This is a genomic window from Pseudomonas sp. E1BtOHC1, assembly GCF_058744285.1.
Genome location: NZ_CP196023.1, coordinates 6,113,644 through 6,134,734, shown reverse-complemented (window position 1 = coordinate 6,134,734; position 21,091 = coordinate 6,113,644). Strand labels below are relative to the sequence as shown.

General features: G+C 60.0%; 18 protein-coding genes and 1 riboswitch. Of the genes, 14 read left to right on the top strand and 4 right to left on the bottom strand.

Going from position 1 to position 21,091, the window contains the following annotated elements:
• Nucleotides 1-273 precede the first annotated feature (273 nt).
• From ACSSVC_RS27615 to ACSSVC_RS27605, 3 genes are all read right to left on the bottom strand, one after another.
• Nucleotides 274-1,254, bottom strand: a complete 981-nt coding sequence (locus ACSSVC_RS27615; protein ID WP_492611721.1) for a hypothetical protein — start codon at nt 1,252-1,254, stop codon at nt 274-276.
• A gap of 169 nt (nt 1,255-1,423) precedes the next feature.
• The gene (locus ACSSVC_RS27610; protein ID WP_011062780.1) at nt 1,424-2,671 is read right to left on the bottom strand and encodes a ribonucleotide-diphosphate reductase subunit beta; all 1,248 of its coding nucleotides are present in this window, start codon (nt 2,669-2,671) and stop codon (nt 1,424-1,426) included.
• A gap of 750 nt (nt 2,672-3,421) precedes the next feature.
• Entirely contained in the window at nt 3,422-3,685 is a 264-nt protein-coding gene (locus ACSSVC_RS27605; protein ID WP_016968107.1) for a DUF2790 domain-containing protein, read from the bottom strand.
• Nucleotides 3,686-4,096: 411 nt separating this feature from the next.
• Between ACSSVC_RS27605 and acs the strand changes: the two genes are divergently transcribed.
• The 14 genes from acs (at nt 4,097) to astE (ending at nt 20,090) form a co-directional block, all read left to right on the top strand.
• Nucleotides 4,097-6,052: an acetate--CoA ligase gene (gene acs, locus ACSSVC_RS27600; protein WP_346632338.1), complete on the top strand. Its 1,956-nt coding sequence runs from the start codon at nt 4,097-4,099 to the stop codon at nt 6,050-6,052.
• Nucleotides 6,053-6,664: 612 nt separating this feature from the next.
• Nucleotides 6,665-7,441: an ABC transporter substrate-binding protein gene (locus tag ACSSVC_RS27595; protein WP_102860678.1), complete on the top strand. Its 777-nt coding sequence runs from the start codon at nt 6,665-6,667 to the stop codon at nt 7,439-7,441.
• A 92-nt stretch (nt 7,442-7,533) separates the two neighbouring features.
• Entirely contained in the window at nt 7,534-8,223 is a 690-nt protein-coding gene (locus ACSSVC_RS27590) for an ABC transporter permease (protein ID WP_016968104.1), read from the top strand.
• Entirely contained in the window at nt 8,220-8,918 is a 699-nt protein-coding gene (locus ACSSVC_RS27585) for an ABC transporter permease (protein WP_102860679.1), read from the top strand. The genes ACSSVC_RS27590 and ACSSVC_RS27585 overlap by 4 nt, the downstream gene beginning before the upstream one ends.
• A gap of 1 nt (nt 8,919) precedes the next feature.
• Nucleotides 8,920-10,032: a succinylglutamate desuccinylase/aspartoacylase family protein gene (locus tag ACSSVC_RS27580; protein WP_346632337.1), complete on the top strand. Its 1,113-nt coding sequence runs from the start codon at nt 8,920-8,922 to the stop codon at nt 10,030-10,032.
• A gap of 23 nt (nt 10,033-10,055) precedes the next feature.
• Nucleotides 10,056-10,820 (top strand): ABC transporter ATP-binding protein, encoded by a 765-nt coding sequence (locus tag ACSSVC_RS27575; RefSeq protein ID WP_011062773.1) that lies wholly within the window; start codon nt 10,056-10,058, stop codon nt 10,818-10,820.
• Between the two features lie 112 nt (nt 10,821-10,932).
• Nucleotides 10,933-11,913, top strand: coding sequence for a transcriptional regulator ArgR (gene argR / locus ACSSVC_RS27570; protein ID WP_102860681.1), 981 nt, complete (start codon nt 10,933-10,935; stop codon nt 11,911-11,913).
• A 370-nt stretch (nt 11,914-12,283) separates the two neighbouring features.
• Nucleotides 12,284-13,504, top strand: coding sequence for an aspartate aminotransferase family protein (locus tag ACSSVC_RS27565; protein WP_446439226.1), 1,221 nt, complete (start codon nt 12,284-12,286; stop codon nt 13,502-13,504).
• Nucleotides 13,505-13,636: 132 nt separating this feature from the next.
• The gene (gene aruF / locus ACSSVC_RS27560; protein ID WP_346632335.1) at nt 13,637-14,656 is read left to right on the top strand and encodes an arginine/ornithine succinyltransferase subunit alpha; all 1,020 of its coding nucleotides are present in this window, start codon (nt 13,637-13,639) and stop codon (nt 14,654-14,656) included.
• A gap of 85 nt (nt 14,657-14,741) precedes the next feature.
• Nucleotides 14,742-15,767, top strand: a complete 1,026-nt coding sequence (gene astA / locus ACSSVC_RS27555) for an arginine N-succinyltransferase (RefSeq protein WP_402885479.1) — start codon at nt 14,742-14,744, stop codon at nt 15,765-15,767.
• Nucleotides 15,764-17,233, top strand: a complete 1,470-nt coding sequence (gene astD / locus ACSSVC_RS27550) for a succinylglutamate-semialdehyde dehydrogenase (RefSeq protein ID WP_346632567.1) — start codon at nt 15,764-15,766, stop codon at nt 17,231-17,233. Before astA ends, astD begins: the two co-directional genes overlap by 4 nt.
• A 143-nt stretch (nt 17,234-17,376) precedes the next feature.
• Nucleotides 17,377-18,723 carry an N-succinylarginine dihydrolase gene (gene astB / locus ACSSVC_RS27545; RefSeq protein ID WP_346632333.1) on the top strand — a complete coding sequence of 449 codons (1,347 nt, stop codon included), beginning with the start codon at nt 17,377-17,379 and terminating at the stop codon, nt 18,721-18,723.
• A gap of 56 nt (nt 18,724-18,779) precedes the next feature.
• Nucleotides 18,780-19,067, top strand: coding sequence for a topoisomerase II (locus tag ACSSVC_RS27540; protein WP_102860686.1), 288 nt, complete (start codon nt 18,780-18,782; stop codon nt 19,065-19,067).
• A gap of 12 nt (nt 19,068-19,079) precedes the next feature.
• Nucleotides 19,080-20,090, top strand: coding sequence for a succinylglutamate desuccinylase (gene astE, locus ACSSVC_RS27535; RefSeq protein WP_492611720.1), 1,011 nt, complete (start codon nt 19,080-19,082; stop codon nt 20,088-20,090).
• 67 nt (nt 20,091-20,157) lie between these two features.
• On the opposite strand, the gene ACSSVC_RS27530 is transcribed toward astE, so the two are convergent.
• A complete protein-coding gene (locus ACSSVC_RS27530; RefSeq protein WP_102880592.1) occupies nt 20,158-20,667 on the bottom strand; it encodes a 6,7-dimethyl-8-ribityllumazine synthase in 510 nt (169 codons plus the stop codon).
• A gap of 121 nt (nt 20,668-20,788) precedes the next feature.
• A riboswitch (FMN riboswitch) is annotated at nt 20,789-20,959 on the bottom strand.
• Nucleotides 20,960-21,091: the final 132 nt, after the last annotated feature.

Genomic DNA, 21,091 nt, shown 5'->3' with positions numbered 1-21,091 from the left:
CGATCTATCTGTCGGCTGTGCAGGCTGCAAGTTCTCGCGAAGTTTTCAGCGCAGCCCTGGGCAAGATGCCGATTGTGCTGGAGATCAGCGCCCACTCTCCCCAGGAGGTCACGGGGCGTTATGTCTACCAGAAATTGCATCGTGACCTGGCGCTCAACGGGACGCTCCAGGGGCCTGCGATGGCACGGAGTGGTCGGTGCTGCGGTATGAGGTGCTCAGGAAGCATCCGAGGGAGTGGCCCTGGCGTTGCCCAAGCGGTGAAACCGCAGGGGGCTATTTCGCTTCCAGGCCTGGTGCCTCGCGAATCACGAAATGGTCCAGGTTCTCGATATTGGCGCTGAACACTCCGAAGGTTGCTTCGGGATTTTTCTTGCTCGGCACCTGCTTGAGTGTCGGGGTGACGCCATAGAAGAAGCAGTACAACTCACGCTGGCTGTCGATGGCGCCCTTGAGCTCTTCGAGGAAGGCTTTGCGCTTGCGGTAGTTGTCGACCAGTTTCTTGCTCAGGTAGACGTTGACTGAATAGGGCTTCTTCTTGGCTTCGCCCTCTTCCTTGAACCAGACCTTGTGCTCGAAGTCGATGCGAAAGCTCTGGGTGTAGTCCTTGATTTCCTTGATCCTGCCCCAGTAGATCAGCCCCTTGTTATCCAGCAGGTACTCGATTTTCTTGAAGAACGAGGCGTAGGACGCGGTGTGCTCGCCGATCTTCAACGGCATGCGCTTGAGCAGTTCCTTATCGTCGATATTCGATACGAAGCATTCCACCGGGTGGGCGAAGACGCTGGTCTTGTCCGGGGTTGTATCGCGCCCGGCGTGGGGCGTTTGCAAGCTGGCAGGCGTCACTGACGGGTTGTTTCCAGGCGTCTGCGGTGCTGCTGCAGGGGTGGCCGGTCGGCGCAGGTATTCGCGGCGGGTCAGCAGCAGCTCCGAAGGGAAGTGCTCCTCGCGATCATCCTCGACTGCAGCTCCTTCGATGCTGCCAGGGCTTTTGCTGATCCCGTAAGGGCAGCCTTGTATATGAAGAGTGCTGGGCAGGTTCTTGAAATGCGGGGTGCGGATGTAATTGACGTTCTTGGCATTGAAGGTGCCCAGTTGATTGGCGGCATCGAACGCTGCGCGACAGTCATCGTTGGGGCACTGGAAACTTTCCTTGGCCGAGTCGAAGACCAGGGTTTCATCGAAGTTCAGATCCCGCACGTCATAGATCGACAACTTTTCGTCGAGGCTGATGCAGTAGGCGGTATCGAATTTCATGAGCGCTTTGATCCTTAAGCGGGGGAGGGGACTTTATAACGGTAGGTCTTGGAGCCTGCACGTACTTTAATGAACCGGGTTTTGTACAAGAAGCGGGTGCGGATTTGCGCGGCCAATAAAAAAGCCCTGACCAAGTCAGGGCTTCTTGTTTGTTTCATCGATCCGGGAATCAATCCCAGCTCAATGCACCGCCAGTCTGATACTCGATCACGCGGGTCTCGAAGAAGTTCTTCTCTTTCTTCAAGTCCATGATCTCGCTCATCCATGGGAACGGGTTGGTGGTACCTGGGTACTCTTCCTTCAAACCGATCTGCGACAGGCGACGGTTGGCGATGAACTTGAGGTAGTCCTCCATCATGGCCGCGTTCATGCCCAGTACGCCGCGCGGCATGGTGTCGCGAGCATATTCGATTTCCAGTTGGGTGCCCTGGAGGATCATCTGGGTGGCTTCTTCCTTCATCTCGGCATCCCACAGGTGCGGGTTTTCGATCTTGATCTGGTTGATCACGTCGATGCCGAAGTTCAGGTGCATGGATTCGTCGCGCAGGATGTATTGGAACTGCTCGGCGACACCGGTCATTTTGTTGCGGCGACCCATGGACAGGATCTGGGTGAAGCCGCAGTAGAAGAAGATGCCTTCCAGAACGCAGTAGTAGGCGATCAGGTTACGCAGCAGTTCCTTGTCGGTGTCGACGGTGCCGGTTTCGAACTTCGGATCGGAGATCGAACGGGTGTACTTCAGGCCCCAGGCAGCTTTCTTCGCGACCGATGGAATCTCGTGGTACATGTTGAAGATCTCGCCTTCATCCATGGCCAGCGATTCGATGCAGTACTGATAGGCGTGGGTGTGGATCGCCTCTTCGAACGCCTGGCGCAGGATGTACTGGCGGCATTCCGGGTTGGTGATCAGGCGGTACACGGCCAGTACCAGGTTGTTGGCAACCAGGGAGTCGGCGGTGGAGAAGAAGCCCAGGTTGCGCATGACGATGCGGCGCTCGTCGTCGGTCAGGCCTTCCGGGTTTTTCCACAGGGCGATGTCGGCGGTCATGTTGACCTCTTGCGGCATCCAGTGGTTGGCGCAGCCGTCGAGGTATTTCTGCCAGGCCCAGTCGTACTTGAACGGTACCAACTGGTTGAGGTCGGCGCGGCAGTTGATCATGCGTTTTTCGTCAACGGCGACACGGGCGGAAGAACCTTCCAGTTCGGCCAGGCCTTCGGCGATGTCGAGCTGGTCCAGGGACGCCTTGGCGCGGGCAACGGCAGCGGAGTCGCTGGCGGTCACGGCGCGGGCTTCAAGAGCGGCGGCACCACCAGCGCTGTCGAGGCGGTCCATGTTGGCTTCAGTAGCGTGGCCGGCGTTGGCGCCTTTGACTGCAACTTCGCCTTCTTCTTTGTCGAATTCGTCCCAGCTCAGCATGACGTGTCGTCTCCTGCTTGAGGGCCAGATGCCCGTGTGAAAACAAAAGGGTTGGCTTTTCACACGGCGCTACTGGCCGCGTTAAATCATTAGAAATCGTTTGTTGCAGCAGTGAACGCAGGCAATAAACAGAAATACGTGTTCGGGTGCCTTGAAGCTGCTGTCGGGCGGAACTGAGGGTGTCGGCTCCGGCGCGGGATTCAGCAGGTCGTTTTCATCCGGTAAGGGAATGTTGCGGGCCCGTTTTGAGGACGCATTATAAGGATATTTTCGGGGTCGTGGGGCGACCGATGGGCGCAGGCGTGCCCAAGAAGGAGGGGGACTGAGAGCAAAGCGCGGGTTTACAAGGCTTTGGCCGTTGAAGATTTTTTTTCAGGTTCGGAAAATTTATCCGGAAGTGGCCAAAAAATAGCCAATTTTACTAGATGTTGTGTTTTTGCAAGCCTTTTTCGGGTTTTGAACACAACTCGAATCGTCCGGTTTTGTCGCTGAAAATCTCCTGGCAGAGCTCTTCAAGGTTGGCAGGACTGCCCTCGCCGAAGTCGTCAGTCGAGAGGCGCGAAAGGTCGTTGGCAGTGCCATGAGCAGGCCATCAACCGCAGCAGGAAAAGTGCGTGCGATTGCCGTGCTCGCACGTCGTCAAGGTGAAGCCTTTCACGGCCCTTGGGCGGGTCGTTGTCGGGCATCTTTGCCGCAAGAGGGATTTCTTGCGGCCGGCAGTCATCAGGGGCTATGCAATGAACTTGGTTATTAGCCGTTAGAGCAACCGTTGCCCATTACGCGGTATTGAAGAATATGCCGCTGACCGTGGGAGTCTTCATATTCCATGCGCGCTGGTACAACTTCGCATACTTCTGGAACTTCGCTCATGGAGATAACTTTGGCGATATCCAGGTCGGTGGAGTAAGTGTATTCCTCTACCGGTACTTGCTGCTGGGCGACATCAGTCGGGATCTCATCAGCCATCGCTGTAACGCACAGACTGCTGAGGGCCAGAACTAATAAAGCTTTCATTTGCGTTTTACCTTTCTAAGGTCGTGTGGGGTCACGCAGCCTTTGTGGGGCTGCGTGTGGAACTTGAGTAGAAGTTTGATTAACTGCCTTCGTGGGGGCTGCAACTTGGTTAATCAGATTGCCTGTTTGGCGAGGCAGATTTTAGGCCCGGGGCCTGCGACCATATAGGCGTACTTTTGATAAACACCTTTGACGGTTTTTGTAACAATCCCCGAAAAAGGCCTGTCTGGAGGTCTGTTTGAACATTTTTATCCGCGGTGAATATCGCTGTAAGCAGCGTTCTTGAAGGGTTGCGGCAAATATCGGGGTATTTCGCAGGGGGTTGTTACTACCATCGTCGAATGGTTCTATAGGCGCCCCCCGGCTACAACGGGGTCATACAAAAACAACTATGTCACCGAGGTAAGAAAGATGAGTGCGGCTTCTCTGTATCCCGTTCGTCCCGAGGTTTTGGCCAATACGCTGACTGACGAGGCGACCTACAAGGCCATGTACCAGCAGTCGGTCGTGAACCCGGACGGTTTCTGGCGCGAACAGGCCAAGCGTCTCGACTGGATCAAGCCTTTTACCACGGTGAAGCAGACCTCCTTCGACGACCACCACGTGGATATCAAGTGGTTCGCCGATGGCACCCTGAACGTCTCCTATAACTGCCTGGATCGCCATCTCGCCGAACGTGGCGATCAGATCGCGATCATCTGGGAAGGCGACGATCCTGCCGAAAGCCGCAACATCACCTACCGCGAACTGCATGAAGAAGTCTGCAAGTTCGCCAACGCCCTGCGTGGCCAGGACGTGCACCGCGGCGATGTGGTGACTATCTATATGCCAATGATCCCCGAAGCGGTGGTGGCCATGCTGGCCTGTACCCGTATCGGCGCGATCCATTCGGTGGTATTCGGTGGCTTTTCGCCTGAGGCGCTGGCCGGTCGCATTATCGACTGCCGCTCGAAAGTGGTGATCACTGCCGACGAAGGCATCCGGGCCGGCAAGAAGGTGCCGCTCAAGGCCAATGTCGACGACGCCCTGACCAACCCGGAAACCAGCAGCATCCAGAAAGTCATCGTGTGCAAGCGCACCGGTGGCGACATCAAGTGGAACCAGCATCGCGACATCTGGTACGAAGACCTGATGAAGGTGGCCGGCAGCGTCTGTGCACCGAAAGAGATGGGTGCCGAAGAAGCGCTGTTCATCCTTTACACCTCTGGCTCCACCGGCAAGCCCAAGGGCGTGCAGCACACCACTGGCGGTTACTTGCTCTATGCGTCGCTGACCCATGAGCGGGTGTTCGATTACCGTCCGGGCGAAGTCTACTGGTGCACCGCCGACGTCGGTTGGGTCACCGGTCACACCTACATTGTCTATGGCCCGTTGGCCAACGGCGCCACCACCGTGCTGTTCGAGGGCGTGCCCAACTATCCGGACGTGACCCGGGTGGCGAAGATCGTCGACAAGCACAAGGTCAACATCCTCTACACCGCCCCGACTGCGATCCGCGCCATGATGGCTTCGGGCACCGCCGCCTGCGAAGGCGCCGACGGCAGCAGCCTGCGCCTGCTGGGTTCGGTGGGCGAGCCGATCAACCCGGAAGCCTGGGACTGGTACTACAAGAACGTCGGTCAATCCCGTTGCCCGATCGTCGACACCTGGTGGCAGACCGAAACCGGCGCCACCCTGATGAGCCCGCTGCCGGGCGCTCATGCCCTGAAGCCGGGTTCTGCAGCGCGTCCGTTCTTCGGCGTGGTGCCGGCCCTGGTAGACAACCTGGGCAACATCATCGAAGGCGCGGCCGAAGGCAATCTGGTGATCCTCGACTCCTGGCCAGGCCAGGCGCGGACCCTGTACCGCGATCACGATCGTTTCGTCGACACCTACTTCAAGACCTTCCGCGGCATGTACTTCACCGGTGACGGCGCCCGTCGCGATGAAGATGGCTACTACTGGATCACGGGTCGAGTGGACGATGTGCTCAACGTGTCCGGGCACCGCATGGGTACCGCCGAGATCGAAAGCGCCATGGTTGCTCACCCTAAAGTCGCCGAGGCGGCGGTGGTGGGTGTGCCTCACGACATCAAGGGGCAGGGCATCTATGTCTATGTGACCCTCAATGGTGGCGAAGAGCCGAGCGAAGCCCTGCGTCTGGAGCTGAAGAATTGGGTGCGCAAGGAGATCGGTCCGATTGCCTCGCCGGATGTCATCCAATGGGCACCGGGCCTGCCGAAAACTCGTTCCGGGAAGATCATGCGGCGAATCCTGCGCAAGATTGCTACGGCGGAGTACGACGGTCTGGGAGATATCTCCACCTTGGCCGACCCAAGTGTGGTGCAGCATCTGATTGATACCCACAAGACCATGAACGTCGCCTGAGGCGGATTCCGAGTCATCCAGCCCCGCCCGGCCTTGTGCCGGGCGGGGCTTTTTTGTGGCCACACGATTCGCCGGCAAGCTGATTCCTGCGGGGCTGCGTGGTTGTTGCGGCGGCTGCTTTGCCAGCGAAGAGGGGCGAATAAATATCGGATATTTCCGGCAGGCGTATCCGAATGTTACCGATGTTGTCGAAGATGTAACCCCGCGCTCATTTTCGGGGCCATGGGAAACGCCTAGCCCCATTTCAGGGCCTTTTATATCCATATAAAAAATAAGTCATCACGCTGCGCTTGCCGGAATAGAAGGCTTTGCGAATAATAGGCCCGCAATTTGCAACATAGATCGGTTTACTGTCTTTTGCTCTTGCATAGATTTGAAGAGCTGTCAATGTGCTGCCCCGGCATTCTCAATGCTTCTGTAATTTGTTGTCGCATTGAGGAAATATCGGCTTCCAGCCTGTCGTTAGAATGCCGGTCACTCGCTCGTCGTTGCCTGTGTGTGAGTCCTCTGCGGGCTTCCCGGGACGCAGCGCGGCAATTCAGGTTCCACCCATTCGCATATTGGGCTGTCGCTCACTCTGCCGTTTTCGCCCTTTACCGATGGAGTTCTAAGATGAAGAAACTCGTGCTTCTTGGCGCCCTGGCACTGTCCGTGCTGTCCCTGCCGACTTTCGCCGATGAAAAGCCCCTGAAAATTGGTATCGAAGCGGCTTACCCTCCGTTTGCCTCCAAGGCGCCGGACGGCAGCATCGTCGGTTTCGACTACGACATCGGCAATGCCCTGTGCGAAGAGATGAAGGTCAAGTGCGTATGGGTCGAGCAGGAGTTCGATGGCCTGATCCCGGCGCTGAAAGTGCGCAAGATCGACGCCATTCTCTCGTCCATGTCGATCACCGATGATCGCAAGAAGTCCGTGGACTTCACCAACAAGTACTACAACACTCCGGCCCGTCTGGTGATGAAGGCCGGTACTCAGGTCAGCGATGGCCTGGCTGAGCTCAAAGGCAAGAATATCGGTGTGCAGCGTGGCTCGATCCACGAGCGTTTCGCTCGTGAAGTCCTGGCGCCGCTGGGTGCACAGATCAAGCCTTACGGCTCGCAGAACGAAATCTATCTGGATGTGGCGGCCGGTCGCCTCGACGGCACCGTGGCGGACGCTACGCTGTTGAATGACGGCTTCCTGAAAACTGACGCCGGCAAGGGCTTCGCCTTCGTCGGTCCGGCCTTCACTGACGTCAAATATTTCGGCGACGGCGTAGGGATTGCTGTGCGCAAGGGTGACAAGGCCGATCTGGACAAGATCAACGCCGCCATCGCTGCCATTCGTGAGAATGGCAAGTACAAGCAAATCCAGGACAAGTACTTCGACTTCGACATCTACGGTAAGTAAGACCGTCGAAACAGTCAGTCCGAGATGGCGCAAGCAGCAGAATCTCTGAAGTTTGCGCCATTTTTTCATCCCAATTTTCGAGGACCTGAATCATGTTGAAAGGCTACGGGGCTGTCATCCTCGATGGCGCTTGGCTGACGCTTCAGCTCGCCTTGTCGTCCATGGCCCTGGCCATTGTTCTGGGTCTGATCGGGGTCGCGCTGCGCCTCTCGCCGGTGCGCTGGCTGGCCTGGCTCGGCGACCTGTATTCCACGGTGATTCGTGGCATTCCCGATCTGGTGCTGATCCTGCTGATCTTCTACGGCGGCCAGGACTTGCTGAACCGTGTGGCACCGCTGCTGGGCTACGACGATTACATCGACCTCAATCCGCTGGCCGCCGGTATCGGCACCCTGGGCTTTATCTTTGGTGCCTATCTGTCGGAAACCTTCCGTGGCGCTTTCATGGCGATCCCCAAGGGGCAGGCCGAGGCGGGCATGGCTTACGGCATGAGCAGCTTCCAGGTGTTCTTCCGGGTGATGGTGCCGCAGATGATTCGCCTGGCGATTCCCGGCTTCACCAACAACTGGCTGGTTCTGACCAAGGCCACTGCACTGATTTCGGTGGTGGGACTGCAAGACATGATGTTCAAGGCCAAGCAGGCGGCAGACGCCACTCGCGAGCCTTTCACCTTCTTCCTCGCAGTGGCGGCGATGTACCTGGTGATCACCAGTGTCTCGTTGCTGGCATTGCGTCACCTTGAGAAGCGCTACTCGGTAGGCGTAAGGGCGGCTGATCTATGATCTTCGACTACAACGTCATCTATGACGCCTTGCCGCTGTACTTCAGCGGCTTGCTGACCACTCTGAAACTGTTGGCACTGTCGCTGTTCTTCGGCTTGCTGGTGGCCTTGCCCCTGGGCCTGATGCGGGTGTCCAAGCAGCCATTGGTGAACATGAGCGCCTGGCTCTACACCTATGTGATCCGTGGCACGCCGATGCTGGTGCAGTTGTTCCTGATCTACTACGGCCTGGCCCAGTTTGAAGCGGTGCGTGAGAGTTTCCTCTGGCCCTGGCTGTCCAGCGCAACTTTCTGTGCTTGCCTGGCCTTTGCCGTCAACACCAGCGCCTACACCGCAGAAATCATCGCCGGCAGCCTCAAGGCCACGCCTAACGGTGAGATCGAGGCGGCCAAGGCCATGGGCATGTCGCGCTACAAGATGTATCGCCGCATTCTCCTGCCATCGGCCCTGCGCCGGGCTCTGCCGCAGTACAGCAACGAAGTGATCATGATGCTGCAGACCACCAGTCTGGCGTCCATCGTGACCTTGATCGACATCACGGGCGCGGCGCGCACGGTCAATGCGCAGTACTACCTGCCGTTCGAGGCCTATATCACCGCGGGCGTGTTCTATCTGTGCCTGACTTTCATCCTGGTACGCCTGTTCAAGCTGGCCGAAGGCCGCTGGCTGCGCTACCTGGCACCGCGGAAGCACTGATATGCAACGTATCGATCATCCATTGCCCTGGAGCCACCTGGGCAGCGAGCGCAGCATCTCGGTGTTCCGTTTCGGCAGTGGCGAGCGCAAGGCCTATATCCAGGCCAGTCTGCATGCAGACGAGTTGCCCGGCATGCGTACCGCCTGGGAGCTGAAGAAGCGCCTGGCCGAACTGGAAGCCGAAGGTGCTCTCAACGGTGTTATCGAACTGGTGCCCGTGGCCAATCCGCTGGGGTTGGGGCAGTTGCTGCAAGGCAATCACCAGGGACGTTTCGAAGCCGGTAGCGGCAAGAACTTCAACCGCGACTTTGTCGAGTTGAGCGGGCCTGTGGCCCAGCGCCTGGAAGGGCGTCTGGGGGACGATCCTCACGCCAATGTGCGCTTGATCCGTCAGGCCATGAGCGAGGTGCTGTCCGAGTTGCCACCGGCTGCAAGCCAGTTGCAGGGCATGCAGCGGGTGCTCCTGAGTCATGCCTGTACGGCGGATGTGGTGCTGGACCTGCATTGCGATACCGAGGCGGCGCTGCATATGTACGCCTTGCCGCAGCATTGGCCGCAGTGGCGTTCCCTGGCGGCGCACCTGGATGTGAAGGTCGGGTTGCTGGCGGAAGATTCCGGTGGCAGCTCGTTCGATGAGGCCTGTTCGCTGCCCTGGTTGCGTCTGTCGCAACAGTTTCCCGAGGCGCAGATTCCCCTGGCCTGCCTGGCCACCACTCTGGAGCTGGGCGGTCAGGCCGACACCGGGCGTCCTCAGGCCGAGGCGCATGCTGCCGGCATCCTGGCGTTTCTCGCCGAACAGGGGTTGATTGCCGGTGAGTGGCCTGCGCCCGCGCATGAAGCCTGCGAAGCCATGCCATTTGAAGGCACCCAATTGCTGTATGCGCCGCACCCTGGCGTGGTGAGCTTTCTGCGTCCGGCCGGGAGCTGGGTAGAAGTGGGCGAACCGATTTTTGAAGTGATTGATCCCCTATCCGATCGGGTCAGTACGGTGTGTGCTGGCACCAGCGGCGTGTTGTTCGCCGTTGAGCGGCTGCGTTATGCCCAACCCGGTTTCTGGCTGGCCAAGGTGGCGGGGCGCGAAGCGCTGCGTCACGGGCGCTTGCTCAACGACTGACTGTTTTTGTGAGAACCGACCGCATGTACAAACTTGAAGTCCAAGACCTGCATAAGCGCTATGGCAGTCACGAAGTGCTCAAGGGCGTGTCCCTGAAGGCCGCAGCTGGCGATGTGATCAGCATCATCGGCTCCAGTGGCTCGGGCAAAAGTACCTTTTTGCGCTGCATCAACCTGCTCGAGCAGCCCCATGCCGGCAAGATCCTGCTGAACAACGAAGAGTTGAAGCTGGTGGCCAACAAGGACGGCGCGCTGAAGGCTGCCGATCCCAAGCAGCTGCAGCGCATGCGTTCGCGCCTGTCGATGGTGTTCCAGCACTTCAACCTGTGGTCGCACATGACCGCCATTGAAAACATCATGGAAGCACCGGTGCATGTGCTGGGCGTGTCCAAGGCCGAGGCTCGCGAGAAGGCCGAGCATTACCTGGCCAAGGTGGGTGTGGCGCACCGCAAGGATGCCTACCCGGGACACATGTCCGGTGGTGAGCAGCAGCGCGTGGCTATCGCCCGGGCACTGGCCATGGAGCCGGAAGTCATGCTGTTCGACGAGCCGACCTCGGCCCTGGACCCAGAGCTAGTGGGTGACGTGTTGAAGGTCATGCAGGCCCTGGCCCAGGAAGGCCGGACCATGGTGGTGGTGACTCACGAGATGGGCTTTGCCCGTGAAGTCTCCAACCAGTTGGTGTTCCTGCACAAAGGCGTGGTGGAAGAAAGCGGCAACCCGCGGGAAGTGCTGGTGAACCCGCAATCAGAACGTTTGCAACAATTCCTCTCCGGCAGCCTCAAGTAATAGCTGCCGTTATGCACCAAATTAGGTCATGCTGCGCACCGCGCGCCAGATGGTCTAACTTGGTGCTGCCGCCCTTGGCTTCTAACACTGTTTTCGTTTCGGATTGCCCGCCATGACTGCCCATCGAATTGGTTTCCTGATTTGGCCCAGCACTAAAGCCTTGACGCTGGCGCTGGCCGAGGAGGCCTTGCGTGTTGCCCAGCGGGTGCACCCGGACGTGGTTTATGAGCTGGCATTCCTGCAGGCCGAAGCGCCGGTCGAAGGTGCCTGGCAACTGCCGGGGGAGCCTTGGGCGGGCAAGCTTGAAGGTTGTCAGAAGTTGTTCCTGCTGGCCGATGAGCCACCGGCACCGATGAGTTCGACCCTCAGTAGCGCCCTCAAGCAGTTGGTGCGTGCCGGGTGTGTAATTGGGGGGCTGTCCGCCGGGGTTTACCCGCTGGCCCAACTGGGTCTGCTCGATGGTTATCGGGCTGCGGTGCACTGGCGCTGGCAGGATGATTTTGCCGAACGCTTCCCCAAGGTGATTGCCACCAGTCATCTGTTCGATTGGGATCGTGATCGCCTGACGGCCTGTGGCGGCATGTCGGTGCTGGATCTGTTGCTGGCGGTGCTGGCGCGGGATCACGGCGCAGAGCTGGCCGGTGCGGTTTCGGAAGAGCTGGTGGTCGAGCGCATCCGTGAGGGTGGCGAGCGTCAGCGTATTCCGCTGCAGAACCGTCTGGGCTCCAGCCATCCGAAGCTGACTCAGGCAGTGCTGCTGATGGAGGCCAATATCGAAGAGCCATTGACCACCGACGAGATTGCCCAGCATGTCTGTGTGTCTCGACGTCAGTTGGAGCGGATCTTCAAGCAGTACCTGAATCGGGTGCCCAGCCAGTATTACCTGGAACTGCGCCTGAACAAGGCGCGGCAGATGCTGATGCAGACCAGCAAGTCGATCATTCAGATCGGCCTGTCCTGCGGCTTCTCCTCCGGTCCGCACTTCTCCAGCGCCTACCGCAATTTCTTTGGCGCCACCCCCCGTGAAGATCGCAATCAACGGCGCAGCAGCAGCCCGTTCGAACTCTCCTCCGTGCCAGCCGAACGCGGCTGACCCCGTCCTGTAGAAGCCGGCTTGCCGGCGAATCCCCCAGGCAACCCACTCGCGCCACCTTGTTGGCGTAACGCCGATAACCTTTTCGGGATTTGGGTCCGCTCGCCACGCAGCTATCTGGATAGCTATGTGAATAACTACCTGGGTAATTACCTCGGGCAAATTGCCCGGCAAATCTGCCGCTGAGCCTGCGCGCAGTTTAAACTGCGCCTTTGCGACGCTATTTGTCGCATTGCCATAAACCCGCGTAAAACCGGGGTTGGCGCTATAAGAAGTTGTCGCTTGGCGACAAGGCCGGGCACAAAACTGTCCTTACAATCCCTCCATCGCTCGCCAGTTTCAGGCGGGTGTTCCTCTTCAGGAGACTCCGATGTCCGTTGAGCAAGCTCCGGTGCAACGCGCCGATTTCGACCAGGTGATGGTTCCCAACTACGCACCTGCCGCTTTCATTCCTGTGCGCGGCGCGGGGTCTCGAGTCTGGGATCAGTCGGGACGGGAGCTGATCGACTTCGCCGGCGGCATCGCGGTCAACGTACTGGGCCACGCCCATCCGGCGCTGGTGGGAGCTCTGACCGAGCAGGCCAATAAACTGTGGCATGTGTCCAACGTGTTCACCAACGAGCCGGCTCTGCGTCTGGCCCACAAGCTGATCGACGCCACTTTCGCTGAGCGCGCGTTCTTCTGTAACTCCGGTGCAGAAGCCAACGAGGCCGCCTTCAAGCTGGCCCGGCGTGTGGCTCACGATCGTTTCGGTGCCGAGAAGTACGAAATCATCGCCGCGCTGAACAGCTTCCACGGTCGCACCCTGTTCACCGTGAACGTCGGTGGCCAGTCGAAGTATTCCGACGGCTTCGGTCCGAAAATCACCGGCATCACTCATGTGCCGTACAACGACCTGGCAGCCTTGAAGGCGGCGGTTTCCGACAAGACTTGCGCCGTGGTATTGGAGCCGATCCAGGGTGAAGGCGGCGTGCTGCCGGCTGAGCTGGCCTACTTGCAAGGCGCCCGCGAGCTGTGCGACCAGCACAACGCGCTGCTGGTATTCGACGAAGTACAGACCGGCATGGGCCGCAGCGGCGAGTTGTTCGCCTACCAGCATTACGGCGTGACCCCGGACATCCTCACCAGCGCCAAGAGCCTGGGCGGCGGTTTCCCGATCGCGGCGATGCTGACCACCGAAGCGCTGGCCAAGCACCTGGTGGTCGGCACCCACGGCACCACCTACGGCGGCAACCCGCTGGCGTGTGCCGTGGCCGAGGCGGTGATCGATGTGATCAACACCCCCGAGGTGCTCAATGGTGTGAAGGCCAAGCACGACCGCTTCAAGACCCGTCTGCTGCAGATCGGCGAGAAGTACGGCCTGTTCACTGAAGTCCGCGGCCTGGGCCTGTTGCTCGGTTGTGTGCTCAGCGAAGCCTGGAAGGGCAAGGCCAAGGATGTGTTCAACGCCGCCGAGAAAGAAGGCCTGATGATTCTGCAAGCCGGTCCGGACGTGGTGCGCTTTGCTCCGAGCCTGGTGATCGAGGATGCCGATATCGACGCTGGCCTGGACCGCTTCGAGCGCGCCGTAGCGAAACTGACTCAAGCCTGATCCAGGTAGCAGTACTCCTCGGCGTCGGCTTTAGTGGCCGGCGTCGAGCCTAATTCCTGTGCCGGGCTGTCCCGGCATTTTTTTCCCTGAGTCGGACGGTTTCCGACCTGTTTTAGAGTAAGGAGTGACACCATGCTGGTGATGCGCCCCGCGCAAATGGCTGATCTGGGCGAGGTACAGCGTCTGGCTGCAGACAGCCCGATTGGTGTCACCTCCTTGCCCGATGATGTGGATCGCCTGAGCGACAAGATCGCTGCAAGTGAGGCTTCGTTCGCGGCTGAAGTGAGTTTCAACGGCGAAGAAAGCTACTTCTTCGTCCTTGAGGACACCGACAGCGGCAAGCTGGTGGGTTGTTCGGCCATCGTCGCTTCTGCCGGCTATTCCGAGCCGTTCTACAGCTTTCGCAACGAAACCTTCGTTCATGCGTCCCGCGAGCTGAAGATTCACAACAAGATTCACGTCCTGTCCCAGTGCCACGACCTGACCGGCAACAGCCTGTTGACCAGTTTCTATGTGGTGCCGGAACTGGTGGGGTCGCCCTGGTCGGAGCTCAACTCCCGGGGCCGCCTGCTGTTTGTCGCCAGCCATCCGGAGCGTTTCGCCGATTCGGTGGTGACCGAGATCGTCGGCTACAGCGATGAGCACGGCGATTCGCCGTTCTGGGACGCCATCGGGCGTAACTTCTTCGACCTCAACTATGCCGAGGCCGAGCGCCTGTGCGGCCTGAAGAGCCGGACCTTCCTTGCCGAACTGATGCCCCATTACCCGATCTATGTGCCGCTGCTGCCGGACGCCGCCCAGGAAGCCATGGGCCAGGTGCACCCGCGGGCGCAGATCACCTTTGACATCCTGATGCGCGAAGGTTTTGAAACCGATCACTACATCGACATCTTCGACGGTGGTCCTACCTTGCATGCACGGGTTTCGGGGATTCGCTCCATTGCCCAGAGCCGCGTGGTACCGGTGAAGATTGGCGAGGCGCTCAAGGGCGGCGGTCGCCAGTACCTGGTGTCCAACGGTCAGTTGCAGGATTACCGCGCCGTGTTGCTGGAGCTGGATTACGCCCCGGGCAAACCGGTGACCCTGGATCTGCAAACGGCCGAAGCCCTGGGCGTCGGCGAAGGTGCCAGCGTGCGCCTGGTGGCGGTTTAACCCCTGCTTTCACGACCTGGAAAGCATGCCTAGAAAGCAGCGAGTTTCGCGCAGGCCGCCAGCGGCCTGTGTTTGAGGAGATAGCATGATCGTTCGTCCCGTACGCAGCAGCGATTTACCCGCGCTGATCGACCTGGCCCGCAGCACCGGCACCGGCCTCACCACCTTGCCGGCCAACGAAGAGCGCCTGACCCACAGGGTTGGCTGGGCGGAAAAGACCTTTCGCGGCGAAGCCGGACGCGGCGATGCGGACTACCTATTCGTGCTGGAAGACGACAATGGCCGAGTGGTGGGGATTTCCGCCATTGCCGGTGCCGTCGGCTTGCGTGAGCCTTGGTACAACTTTCGGGTCGGCCTGACGGTCAGCGCCTCCCAGGAGCTGAATATCTACCGTGAGATTCCCACGCTGTTCCTGGCCAACGACCTGACCGGCAACTCCGAGCTGTGCTCTTTGTTCCTTCACGCCGATTACCGCACCGGCCTCAATGGCCGCATGCTGGCCAAGGCGCGGATGCTGTTCATCGCCGAATTCCCGCAACTGTTCGGCAACAAGATCATTGCCGAGATGCGCGGCATGTCCGATGAGAATGGCCGCTCGCCGTTCTGGGAAAGCCTGGGCCGTCACTTCTTCAAGATGGAGTTCAGCCAGGCCGACTACCTGACCGGGGTTGGCAACAAGGCGTTCATCGCCGAGCTGATGCCCAAGTTCCCGCTCTACACCTGCTTCCTGTCCGAGGATGCACGCAATGTGATTGGCAAGGTCCACACCGACACCGAGCCGGCCCTGGCCATGCTCAAGAGCGAGGGCTTCAGCTACCAGGGCTATGTCGACATCTTCGACGCCGGCCCGGCGGTGGAGTGCGAGACCAGCAAGATCCGCGCGGTGCGTGACAGCCAGGCACTGGTGCTGGCCATCGGCACCCCGGGCGACGACGCCACGCCGTTCCTGATCCACAACCGTAAACGCGAGGACTGCCGCATCACTGCGGCGCCTGCACGCTTCGCTGCGGGCACCCTGGTGGTCGATCCACTGACCGCCAAGCGCCTGCAACTCAACGCCGGCGACCAGGTCCGCGCGGTTCCGCTGTCTGCTTCTCGGGAGTCGAAATAATGAGCACGCTGTACATTGCCGGCCAATGGCTGGCTGGCCAGGGCGAAGCCTTCACCTCGGTCAATCCGGTGACCCAGGCGGTTATCTGGTCCGGTAACGGCGCCACTGCCGCGCAAGTGGAAAGCGCCGTGCAGGCGGCTCGCCAGGCGTTTCCAGCCTGGGCCAAGCGTTCGCTGGAAGAGCGCATCAGTGTGCTGGAGGCGTTTGCCGCCAGCTTGAAGGCGCGTGCCGACGAACTGGCTCGCTGCATCGGTGAGGAAACCGGTAAGCCCCTGTGGGAAGCTGCCACCGAAGTGACCAGCATGGTCAACAAGATTGCTATCTCGGTGCAGAGCTACCGCGAGCGTACCGGCGAGAAGAGCGGCCCGTTGGGCGATGCCACGGCGGTGCTGCGGCACAAGCCCCACGGCGTGGTGGCGGTGTTCGGCCCTTACAACTTCCCCGGGCATCTGCCTAACGGGCACATCGTTCCTGCGCTGCTGGCGGGCAACAGCGTGCTGTTCAAACCGAGCGAGCTGACGCCGAAAGTGGCCGAGCTGACGGTCCAGTGCTGGATCGAAGCCGGTCTTCCGGCGGGCGTCCTCAACCTGTTGCAAGGCGCCCGGGAAACCGGTATCGCCCTGGCCGCCAACCCAGGTATCGATGGCCTGTTTTTCACCGGCTCCAGCCGCACCGGCAATCATCTGCACCAGCAGTTCGCTGGGCGTCCGGACAAGATCCTGGCTCTGGAAATGGGCGGCAACAACCCGCTGGTGGTGGATCAGGTCGCCGACCTGGATGCAGCGGTCTACACCATTATTCAGTCGGCCTTCATCTCTGCCGGTCAGCGCTGCACTTGTGCTCGCCGCTTGCTGGTGCCGCAAGGGGCCTGGGGTGATGCCTTGCTGGCGCGCCTGGTGGCGGTCAGCGCGACCATCGATGTGGGTGGCTACGATCAACAGCCTGCGCCCTTCATGGGGTCGGTGATCTCCCTTGGCGCCGCCCGTGCGCTGATGGACGCGCAACAACAGTTGCTGGCCAATGGCGCCGTAGCCTTGCTGGAAATGACTCAACCCCAGGCTCAGGCTGCCTTGCTGACCCCGGGCATCCTGGATGTCACGGCGGTGGCTGAGCGTCCTGATGAAGAGCTGTTCGGACCTTTGCTGCAAGTGATCCGCTACGCTGATTTCGATGGAGCCATTGCCGAGGCCAACAACACTCAGTACGGCCTGGCTGCCGGTCTGTTGTCGGATTCTGCCGAGCGTTACCAGCAGTTCTGGCTGGAGAGCCGTGCCGGGATCGTCAACTGGAACAAACAGCTGACCGGTGCCGCCAGCAGCGCGCCTTTTGGTGGCGTCGGGGCTTCGGGCAACCATCGGGCCAGTGCCTATTACGCGGCGGATTACTGCGCGTATCCGGTGGCTTCCCTGGAAACCCCGAGCCTGGTGCTGCCGAGCGCGTTGACGCCGGGTGTGCGCTTGTCCTGATTCGAGAGGCCTTTATGGTCTCTTCGCCCGCCAGCTGGCTCCTGCAGATCTGTGTCGGAGCCGGCTGGCCGGCGAACGAGCGCGAAACGCTCGCCCTGTGTTGAACCGATGCCTATAACAAACAGATTCGTGGAGCCTCGCTGATGAAATCCTATGAAGTCAATTTTGACGGTCTAGTGGGGCCGACCCATAACTACGGCGGTTTGTCCTACGGCAACGTCGCCTCCCAGAGCAACAGCCAGCAGGGCTCCAATCCCAAGGAAGCGGCGCTGCAAGGCCTGGCGAAAATGAAAGCGCTGATGGAAATGGGCTTTCAGCAAGGCGTGCTCGCTCCGCAAGAGCGGCCCGATGTCGCGGCCTTGCGCAACCTGGGTTTTGCCGGGACCGATGCGCAAGTCATTCAGCAAGCCGCCAAGCAGGCGATGCCGTTGTTGGTGGCCAGTTGCTCCGCTTCGAGCATGTGGGTGGCCAATGCCGCCACGGTGAGCCCAAGCGCCGACACGGCTGACGGTCGTGTGCACTTCACCGCCGCCAACCTCAACTGCAAGTACCATCGCAGCATCGAGCACCCGACCACCAGTCGCGTGCTGGGGGCGATGTTCGCCGACCAGAAACATTTCGCCCATCACGCGGCGTTGCCGGCGGTGGCGCAGTTCGGTGATGAAGGCGCGGCCAATCACACCCGTTTCTGCCGTGATTACGGCCAGGCCGGTGTCGAGTTCTTCGTCTTCGGTCGCAGCGCCTTCGACAACCGCTACCCGGCACCGCAGAAGTACCCGGCGCGTCAGACCCTGGAAGCCTCGCAAGCCGTGGCGCGTCTGCATGGCCTGAGCGAGGAGGGTGTGGTCTATGCCCAACAGAATCCTTCGGTGATCGACCAGGGCGTGTTCCACAACGACGTGATCGCCGTTGGCAATGGCGAGGTGCTGTTCTATCACGAGGATGCCTTCCTCGAGACCGAGAAGATGCTCGCTGAACTGCAGGGCAAACTGGGCAAGCGCGGCGGCAACTTCCAGTCGATCTGTGTACCGCGTTCGCAGGTGACGGTGGAAGATGCGGTGCGCTCCTACCTGTTCAACAGCCAACTGCTGTCCCGTGCCGATGGTTCGATGCTGCTGATCGTGCCGGAAGAGTGCCGCAGCAACGAGCGGGTCTGGCAGTACCTGCAAAGCCTCACCAGCTCGGGTGGCCTGATCCGTGAAGTGAAGGTTTTCGATCTCAAGCAGAGCATGCAGAACGGCGGTGGCCCGGCTTGTCTGCGTCTGCGGGTGGCTCTTAATGAAACCGAGCTGGCGGCAGTCAATCCTGGGGTTATCATGACCGCGCCGTTGTACGACACCCTGACCCAATGGGTCGGCAAGCACTACCGCGACCGCCTCAGTGAAAGTGATCTGGCGGACCCGCAGCTGTTGCTTGAATGCCGGACGGCACTGGATGAACTGACGCAAATCCTTAAACTGGGCGCGGTTTATCCCTTCCAGATCAATTGAAAGCCCGCGCCCGGCTGATCCGGGCGCTCCGCTTCACCCCAGATGAGAACGACCCCATGAGCGATACCCTGCAACTGATCCTTGAAGACACCGACGGCACCCAACTGCAAACCTCCTGCACCCGCTTCGCGGTGCTGTGGCAGGGCAAGGAAGTGTGGATCCAGCAGGACGGCCGTGGCCAATTGCTGATCGGCGTGGACGTGGAAGAGGGCGATGCCGAATACGCTAGCCTGCTGCTGCGTCCGCTGGCCACCAACCTGGTCAGCCTGCAACTGGAAATGGAACCGGCCGACGCTGGTGAAGATGATCACGTGCATGGCCCTGACTGCGGTCACGCTCACTAAGGAAGCCGCTTTATGCTCGCCCTCGGCAAACTGCTTGAACTGACCCTCGCCGGCCGTGAACCGGCAGAGAAGACTCAACTGACTGTCGACGGCGTGCGCATGCGCTGGCTGAGCGAGGGCGCCCTGGAAGTACGGCCGCCCGAAGCTCGGGATAACGGTCTGGACCTGTTGTTGTCCGCCGGTATCCACGGCAACGAGACGGCTCCCATCGAGCTGCTCGACCGTTTGTTGCATGACATTGCCCGGGGCGACTTGAAGCCCAGGGCCCGCATTCTGTTCCTGTTCGGCAACCCCGAGGCCATGCGCCGTGGCGAGCGATTCGTCGAGCAGGACGTCAATCGGCTGTTCAACGGCCGGCATGAGTTGAGCAGTGGTTTCGAAGCCCTGCGGGCTTGCGAGCTGGAGCGTCTGGCGGCAAGTTTCTTCAATCTGCCGGATCGCGAACGCCTGCACTACGATCTGCACACGGCGATTCGTGGTTCGAAGATCGAGCAGTTTGCCCTCTATCCGTGGAAGGACGGGCGCCGGCATTCGCGCCGTGAACTGTCGCGCCTGCGGGCCGCCGGCATGGAGGCGGTGCTGCTGCAAAACAAGCCTTCCATCGTCTTCAGTGCCTACACCTACGATCAACTGGGGGCCGAGTCCTTCACGCTGGAACTGGGCAAGGCGCGGCCATTCGGGCAGAACCAGGGCGTCAATGTCGAGCGCCTGGAAACCCGTCTCAAGCACATCATCGAAGGCACCGAGCCTGGAGCGGAGCAGGACAGTCTCGACGGTTTGCAACTGTTCAGCGTGGCGCGGGAAATCATCAAGCACAGCGACAGCTTCCACCTGCATTTGCCGGCGGACGTCGAGAACTTTTCCGAGTTGGAAGTGGGTTACCTGCTGGCCGAGGATATCGCCCAGACCCGTTGGGTCATCGAGGAAGAGGGCACGCGGATCATTTTTCCCAACCCTAAGGTCAAGAACGGCCTGCGTGCAGGGATTCTGATTGTGCCGACCACGGCTGACGGCCTGGCCTGAGGTTCGCCGGCAGGCCGACTCCTGAACAACTCTGTAGGAGCGGGCTTGCCGGCGATGCTCTTATCGCTTAAACGGCAACCGCACGCTGCTCATTGCGGCGCAGGGCCCGAACCTTCTGCAGGGTATCGGCGCAGGTCTTCGCTGCTTCCTGACCCTTGTGCACGAAGTGCTCGAAGAAGAACTTCTGATGCTCTTCACCCGCATGGAAATGATGCGGGGTCAGCACCACGGAGAACACTGGCACTTCGGTTTCCAACTGCACCTGCATCAGGCCGCTGATTACCGACTGGGCGACGAACTCATGACGGTAGATGCCGCCGTCCACTACCAGACCCGCGGCGACGATGCCGGTGTAGCGACCGGACTTGGCCAGCAGTTTGGCGTGCAGAGGAATCTCGAAAGCGCCGCCGACTTCGAAGAAGTCGATATCGCTTTCCTGATAACCCTGGGCGAGCATTTCCGCGACGAAACCCTGGCGGCTCTGATCGACGATTTCCTTGTGCCAGCAGGCCTGGATAAAGGCGACGCGCTCGTTGGGGTGGTGTTTGCTTTTGCTATCGATTGCGGTGGGTTGCATCTGTTCTGACTCCTGTTTGTATGAAAAACAGGGCGTATATGAATCGAATGGGATTTAAGGGTGCGCGCAGAACGGCCGTGGATTTCCCACAAGCTGTCCGACAACGGCCCTTTGGCGCCAATCCCGTTCTCTCTTCATCCGGACTATGACCGTCGGCCCCGGAATCACACCGGGTCTGCTGACCTTGTCGTCACCTGTGGCCTTGCCACGGGCATCGCCAAGCGCTCGCGGGCTATGCACATTGCGCGCAATTACCGCCGGTGGGGAATTACACCCCGCCCTGAGAACGATTGCCCGCGAGTTTTTCACGGGCGGTGAGTTTTTAACACAGATTTGGCGGGGAAGCATTGCGTCTTTTGGATAATGTTCATCGGATTTTTCACCCTGTGGCGCAAGGTTTTCTACAGTTGCTGCTTGATTAATC

Excerpts from the sequence above, each read along its gene's own strand:
- ACSSVC_RS27615 (WP_492611721.1), bottom strand. The coding sequence starts at position 1,254 with ATGAAATTCGATACCGCCTACTGCATCAGCCTCGACGAAAAGTTGTCG.
- ACSSVC_RS27610 (WP_011062780.1), bottom strand. The coding sequence starts at position 2,671 with ATGCTGAGCTGGGACGAATTCGACAAAGAAGAAGGCGAAGTTGCAGTC.
- ACSSVC_RS27605 (WP_016968107.1), bottom strand. The coding sequence starts at position 3,685 with ATGAAAGCTTTATTAGTTCTGGCCCTCAGCAGTCTGTGCGTTACAGCG.
- acs (WP_346632338.1), top strand. The coding sequence starts at position 4,097 with ATGAGTGCGGCTTCTCTGTATCCCGTTCGTCCCGAGGTTTTGGCCAAT.
- ACSSVC_RS27595 (WP_102860678.1), top strand. The coding sequence starts at position 6,665 with ATGAAGAAACTCGTGCTTCTTGGCGCCCTGGCACTGTCCGTGCTGTCC.
- ACSSVC_RS27590 (WP_016968104.1), top strand. The coding sequence starts at position 7,534 with ATGTTGAAAGGCTACGGGGCTGTCATCCTCGATGGCGCTTGGCTGACG.
- ACSSVC_RS27585 (WP_102860679.1), top strand. The coding sequence starts at position 8,220 with ATGATCTTCGACTACAACGTCATCTATGACGCCTTGCCGCTGTACTTC.
- ACSSVC_RS27580 (WP_346632337.1), top strand. The coding sequence starts at position 8,920 with ATGCAACGTATCGATCATCCATTGCCCTGGAGCCACCTGGGCAGCGAG.
- ACSSVC_RS27575 (WP_011062773.1), top strand. The coding sequence starts at position 10,056 with ATGTACAAACTTGAAGTCCAAGACCTGCATAAGCGCTATGGCAGTCAC.
- argR (WP_102860681.1), top strand. The coding sequence starts at position 10,933 with ATGACTGCCCATCGAATTGGTTTCCTGATTTGGCCCAGCACTAAAGCC.
- ACSSVC_RS27565 (WP_446439226.1), top strand. The coding sequence starts at position 12,284 with ATGTCCGTTGAGCAAGCTCCGGTGCAACGCGCCGATTTCGACCAGGTG.
- aruF (WP_346632335.1), top strand. The coding sequence starts at position 13,637 with ATGCTGGTGATGCGCCCCGCGCAAATGGCTGATCTGGGCGAGGTACAG.
- astA (WP_402885479.1), top strand. The coding sequence starts at position 14,742 with ATGATCGTTCGTCCCGTACGCAGCAGCGATTTACCCGCGCTGATCGAC.
- astB (WP_346632333.1), top strand. The coding sequence starts at position 17,377 with ATGAAATCCTATGAAGTCAATTTTGACGGTCTAGTGGGGCCGACCCAT.
- ACSSVC_RS27540 (WP_102860686.1), top strand. The coding sequence starts at position 18,780 with ATGAGCGATACCCTGCAACTGATCCTTGAAGACACCGACGGCACCCAA.
- astE (WP_492611720.1), top strand. The coding sequence starts at position 19,080 with ATGCTCGCCCTCGGCAAACTGCTTGAACTGACCCTCGCCGGCCGTGAA.
- ACSSVC_RS27530 (WP_102880592.1), bottom strand. The coding sequence starts at position 20,667 with ATGCAACCCACCGCAATCGATAGCAAAAGCAAACACCACCCCAACGAG.